The following is a 5483-nucleotide window of genomic DNA, read 5'->3' as shown; positions in this document are numbered from 1 at the left end:
ACGAGGGCCCGCGCGGCGGCCCCGGCATGCAGGAGATGCTCTACCCGACGTCGTTCCTCAAGGGCCGCGGCCTCGGCAAGACCTGCGCGCTCGTCACGGACGGCCGTTTCTCGGGCGGTACGTCGGGGGGACCAGGTCGGGCAGGGTGCGGGCGCGGTCGGCGAGCCGCTTGCGGTAGGTGGCGCAGTCCAGGTGGAGGTCGAGGAGATAGGTGACCGCCTGGGCCAGGGCCAGTGGCAGATGGCCCAGGTCGCGGGCGAGTTCCTGGACCTGCCCGGGGTCGTCGTGGCGGCCTTGGGCGGCGAGTTTGGCCCTCAGGTAGCCGACGGCCTCGCCCTTGGTGAACAGGCCGACATCGATGAGGTGGCCGGGCAGGGCGGCGTCGCGGCGGCGGGTGGTGACCACAGTGCGACCATTGGGGCGTGCCGGCGGCCAGAGGTCACTTCGTCCGTCCGTACCGTTCAGGTGCGCGGGGTCACTCACGTCGTCGAGCACGATCAGCCATCGCCGGTCGGTGGACTGGGCCCAGGCCAGAAAGCGCACGGCGGCCCGCTCAGGGTCGTCGAGACCGGCCCGTTGAGGGTCGTCGGGGTCGGTCACCGTGACAGCGGCCTCGGCATAGGCGCTCAGGACCGCGTTCCGGCTGGTCGCGGTGACCCACACCAGCAGATCCACCGCCCCGGCCTGCCACGCGGTGCGGGCGTGGTGGGCGGCGAGCTGAGTCTTGCCGACCCCACCGGTCCCGGACAGCACCTGGCACAGCACAGCCGTCCCACCCCCGGCCACCGCTCGCTCCAAGGCCTCGACGGCATCGCGGTGCTGGAAACAGTCCGCCTGCCGCGGGACCACGCCGGCCAGCCGCGGCCAGGAGAGCGGCGCCCGCGGCGCGGCATGGTGCGTCACCGAACCGGCGCGGCCGACCACCAGGGCGCCGGACTGCGCGTAGAGCGATGTCTGCGCAAAGATGTGCGGGGCCTGGCTGGCGCCGGGTGCGGTCAGCGCTGCTCCGGACCCGGCATCGGAGGGTTTCCGAGGGTCACGTCGCCCATGCGCAGGGCGGCCGCCGACCCGCGGTCGGCCTTGATGTCGGCGTTGCCGCCGATGGCGATGCCGTCGTCCCCGGACGTCACTCCCCCGGCGGCCTGCCGGGCAACCAGTTCGCGCAGTTGCCCGGCGGCTTCCTCGCGGCCCGCCTCGCCCAGACTCTCCAATAGGTCCTCGCACCGGGCCTGCCAGGATGCTTCCAGCCGGGTACGGACCTCGTCGGCGTCACCCGGGTCGGCGCGGTCCAGTTCGAGGGCCGACCGGTCCAATCGTTCCAGGACCACCTGAGTTTCCTGCGCGTCCCGGCGGCCGAAGATCAGGGCCGCCCGGTCCCGGAATCCCGACCACACCTCGGTGCCGGCCGCCGAAGCCACCGCCGCCCCGAACGCCGAAGCCAGAACAACCAACGCCTGATCCAACATGTCATCCCCCCCGCAAGACGGCCAGCCCCATGTCCCTATGCCGGTAAAGCGTACCGAGCCGGGCACCTCACCGGACCGCCTCGGCAGACTTCGCTTCGCAAGCAAACTCGCTCAGGTGGGAGACTTAACCGAGCCAATAGAGTCTTTGATCCGGGCAATTTGAAACGTGCACTTGCCTAAGCCGGGCAAGTTACGAGATCAAGCAACACGACCGCAGCGCCTGGCACTCCTCAAGCCGCCTCGTTAAGTACCGAGCCCGGGTGGTCGCCTCCTCGCCCGTTGGGATTACGGCTGCTGTGGCGCCTTGCACCGCCGCCTCGCTGCGGGCTTCGATGGGTTTGGGCTCGTGAACGCCCGGCTGCGCGATGGAAGACGCCCCCGCACTCTTTCGCCGAGGACCGGCCAGAAGCGTCACTCCTGTACGACACCTGCGACCCACCTCACAAAGCGCTAGCCGCCGGGGGCCGGTTTGGCGCGGAACAGCGACCACGATGCCTCAGGCCGCCCTGGCCCTCACCGAAGACCGCCGCCGCAGCACCGGTGAGTCCCACCAAGCCCTGTACACGCTTCTCAGCGACGACGACCAAGTGCTCACCATCCCCGCAGCACGCCACCCGGAACAGGCGCAGCTGGAGGCCGCAGTCTTCCTCGCCTGCTGCAAGATCGGCGGACTCTCCGAACACCCCCTGGGCATCGTCCAGGTACATCCGCAGGACGAGCAGCTCACCCTCCGGCTCCTCGACGAGCCGTACGTCGTCCACCACTGGGCCGAGTTCCTCCTCCCCTGGCTGACCGGCGAGGACAGTGACCGCCCCCAGGACTGCGTTGCTGGGGTGGCCGGCCTGCGCTACCGCCGCGAGAGCGGCGGCATCAGTCTCCACCGCCCCGGCATGCCAGCCCGGATTCTGCTGACCGGCTTCAACCCACGCTGGTGGGAGCGGATCGCAGAGCGGCTCAACACCGACTACGGCCTGCTCCAGAGCGAGCGCCACTGGACACCAACGGAACGGGCCGCGTACACCGCGACGCTGCGCTCCCCCTTCGAACCGCCGTCGCTCCTCTCCCCTCTGCTGCGACGCATCCGGGCGACCGCCGGCCCCGGCCCGTTCAACGGCACCGACGCCTGGAACTCGGTCGGCGGCTCCTTCCGGCTTGAGACCACCGACGGCCCGCCGTGCCCCGAACTCACCAGGCTCCTCGGCGACGGCCCCACCGGGTTGGACTGGAAGATCGATCACAAGAGCTGCACCTGCCTGAGCGACCACACTCACCGAATGGGCTGCACCATCGACTTCCTCGAACCCACCACCGGTCAGTTCGTGTACTACTCCAACCTCAAGTGGGGCCGCACCCACAGCGACCGCCGCCTCCAGACCATCACCGAGCTGAACCGCCTGGCCTTCGCCTGACACAAGCCGTGCCGGGTTCCGGCGACCAGCGTCAGCCCGACTCCGTGTCAGAGCTGCTGCCGCGCAGGAGCCGCCGTTTCCATTGGAAATGGCGGCTACCCCCTCGTCGCCCTGACTGTGCGGGACCTCGCCTACCAGCAAGGATCAAGTCGTCGTCCGCAGTGGTACCGGCTGAGGCAGCATGACCGCTCCTCCGGAGCGGGACCATCCCCGCACGTGCGTTGATGGTCGCGTCGTTGAGGGCCTGGATGGCGCTGCGCAGACCTGCTCCCCGCGCATGCGGGGATGGCGCCTGATTGTTCGTTGGCCGCCGCCATCAGCTGCGGCGCGCTCCAGCGGAGTTTTAGGCCCTACGCCGGTGCGTCGGGACCTGCGTCCAAGCGGCCCCGTGTCCACGTCGAACGTCACGGCCTGGACGTGTTCGGCGAGTTCGGGCGCGGCAGAGGTGAGGACCGTCTCCCTCTTAGCGAGGGCGCTTTCGCCGATGCCGCTTCGCGGGCAGCGCTGGCGGCTTTCGATACTGCTGTGCCGTTCGGGTTGGCTGGAATTTCCGGCGGGCCTGCTCGCGGTGCTGAGCGCGACCTTCGCCTCGGAGGAGTTGTGATTCCGGAGGCGAAGGTCGGCAGAGCGGGGCGATCAGGGGCCACGGAAGGGCTGTGAGGTCTCGCCATCGACGCCTGGCTTCGGTTGTTCTACGCGTTCAGGTTGTTCTCGGTGCTCATGTCGCGCAGGCGTGAGTAGTGGAACTGGTGAGCGACGGTGATTGTGCAGGTGGGGCCGTTGCGGTTCTTGCTGAGGATGAGGTCGCTTTCGCCGGCCCGAGGGCTGTCGGGGGTGTAGGCGTCTTCGCGGTGCAGCAGGATGATGCCGCTCGCGTCCTGTTCGAGCTGCCCGGAGTCGCGCAGGTCGGAGGTCTGCGGGCGCTTGCCTTCCCTGTGCTCGGAGCCGCGGTTGAGTTGCGCGCAGCAGATGAGGACCGCGCCGGTTTCCTCTGCGATGATCTTTAGTTCGCGGCTGACCTCGCTGACGCGTTCGTACGGGGTCTGCCTGCTGTTGCGTTGGTCGGTGTACATGAGCTGGACGTAGTCGATGACTACCAGCGGGGGCTGGCCGGTCTGGCGGATCAGGGACTTGATGCGGGTGCGGACCAGGCCCGGGGTGACGCGGGGGGTGTAGTCCATCCACAGCGGCAGGGCCGCGAGGTCGGGCAGGCGGCGGGCGATGCGGGACCAGTCGTCGTCGGTGACGGCGGGTCCGCCCTCCATGAGGTGGTGCAGGGCGACCCGGGACCTGCTGGACAGCACCCGGTTGGTGACCTCGCTCTGACCCATCTCGATCGAGTGCACGAGAGTGGCCCGCCCAGAGGCGGCGTTGGCGAGCGCGACGCCGAGCGTCATCGCGGACTTGCCCATGGCCGGCCGGCCCGCCACGACGATCACGTTGCCCGGCCGCATCTTGAGCACCTGGTCCAGGTCGGTCAGCCCGGTGAGCGCGGCTGCCTCGACTGTGGTCTCCAGGCCCTTCAGGTGGTCCTGGAGGCCGTCGGCGAAGCGGCCGAACAGCCCATCCTCGCCGCTATGATCGGCGGCGAGGTGCTCCAGCTCGGCCTGGTGCGCGGCGATGGCGTCGGTGACGCCCGTCGGGTCGCTCTGACGGGCTGTCTGCATCCCGCGCGTCAGGGTCTGCTGGTAGCGGCGCAGGCGGGCGTAGCCGTGCACGATCTCCGCGTAGGACTCCACTTCGACGGAGGTGCACGCCTGGCTGGCTATCTGCGACAGCTGGACGAAGCCGCCGACTCGTGCGAGGTCGCCGCTGCGGCGCAGCTCCGCCTCGACCATCGGCACGCCGGTGGGCTTGCTCCGGGCGTGCAGGGCCAGGATCGCCCGCCAGAGCGTCTCGTGCTGCGGGCGGTACCAGTCATCGCCCTCGTCGCTCAGCACCCGGGAGGCGTCGGGGATGGGGTCGTAGTCACGGGTGGCCATCATGCACGCGCCGAGGATCGCGGCCTCTGCGCTGACACTCACCGCTTCGGGAGACTCGTCGAGCTGCTCGGGCAGGCTCAGGGCCTGGTCGGAGACGCTCACTGGTGCTCCTTGGTGGTGTCGGCCGTGATCCCTGGGTGGGTGCAGCGGCGCATCGGCCCGTCGTCGTCGACCCAGCCGGACTGGTCGCAGGCAGGGCAGAGGGCCCGCAGGGCGACCAGGTCATCGCGTACGGCGCCGGAGGCCAGGGCCGTAGGGGCCGGGACGGGCTTGCGGTAGAGGCGCAGGTCATCGACCCAGCCCGGCAGGCACTTCACCCAAGAGGCGGCACCACCCGTGTTCTTGAAGATCTCCGCCTCCAGCGCCCGGCGCTGGGTGTCGTCCATCGACACCAGCGACGGCCAGCCCTGGGTTCGCATCGCCCTCAGCAGACGCGGGGCGCACCTGCGTGCCGTCGACAGACCGGCCTGCCACAGCTGCATCCGCTGCAGGAAGTCCTGCGCAGCCATCAGTTCCTCGGGAGGAAACTCCCGCGCCTCCTCCCTCGGTTCCGGAGCGGACGTGCCCAGGGGAAACCGGGGAAAACCCTGCTTCGCCTGGTCAGAGCCAACATCGGGTATTGCCCG

General features: G+C 69.7%; 5 protein-coding genes and 1 pseudogene. 2 read left to right on the top strand and 4 right to left on the bottom strand.

Annotated elements, in window-relative coordinates:
- Positions 1 to 128: pseudogene (locus tag E2E34_RS37565) on the top strand (hypothetical protein); the annotation flags it as partial.
- On the opposite strand, the gene E2E34_RS37560 reads toward E2E34_RS37565, so the two are convergent.
- A complete protein-coding gene (locus E2E34_RS37560; protein ID WP_439333698.1) occupies positions 94 to 753 on the bottom strand; it encodes an NB-ARC domain-containing protein in 660 nt (219 codons plus the stop codon). The pseudogene E2E34_RS37565 and the gene E2E34_RS37560 overlap by 35 nt on opposite strands.
- Positions 754 to 995: 242 nt before the next feature.
- On the bottom strand, positions 996 to 1466 hold the full coding sequence (locus E2E34_RS30595) for a hypothetical protein (RefSeq protein WP_138905114.1): 471 nt from the start codon (positions 1464 to 1466) through the stop codon (positions 996 to 998).
- A 491-nt stretch (positions 1467 to 1957) separates the two neighbouring features.
- Here E2E34_RS30595 and E2E34_RS30590 point away from each other — a divergent pair, with 491 nt between their 5' ends.
- Positions 1958 to 2875 (top strand): L-type lectin family protein, encoded by a 918-nt coding sequence (locus E2E34_RS30590; RefSeq protein WP_138905113.1) that lies wholly within the window; start codon positions 1958 to 1960, stop codon positions 2873 to 2875.
- 692 nt (positions 2876 to 3567) lie between these two features.
- On the opposite strand, the gene E2E34_RS30585 is transcribed toward E2E34_RS30590, so the two are convergent.
- A complete protein-coding gene (locus E2E34_RS30585; protein ID WP_138905112.1) occupies positions 3568 to 4959 on the bottom strand; it encodes a replicative DNA helicase in 1392 nt (463 codons plus the stop codon).
- Positions 4956 to 5366: a hypothetical protein gene (locus E2E34_RS30580; protein ID WP_138905111.1), complete on the bottom strand. Its 411-nt coding sequence runs from the start codon at positions 5364 to 5366 to the stop codon at positions 4956 to 4958. The genes E2E34_RS30585 and E2E34_RS30580 overlap by 4 nt, the downstream gene beginning before the upstream one ends.
- Between the last annotated feature and the right edge of the window lie 117 nt (positions 5367 to 5483).

The organism is Streptomyces albidochromogenes (assembly GCF_005981925.1).
Lineage (GTDB): Bacteria > Actinomycetota > Actinomycetes > Streptomycetales > Streptomycetaceae > Streptomyces > Streptomyces albidochromogenes.
This window is presented reverse-complemented; position numbering and strand designations above follow the sequence as displayed.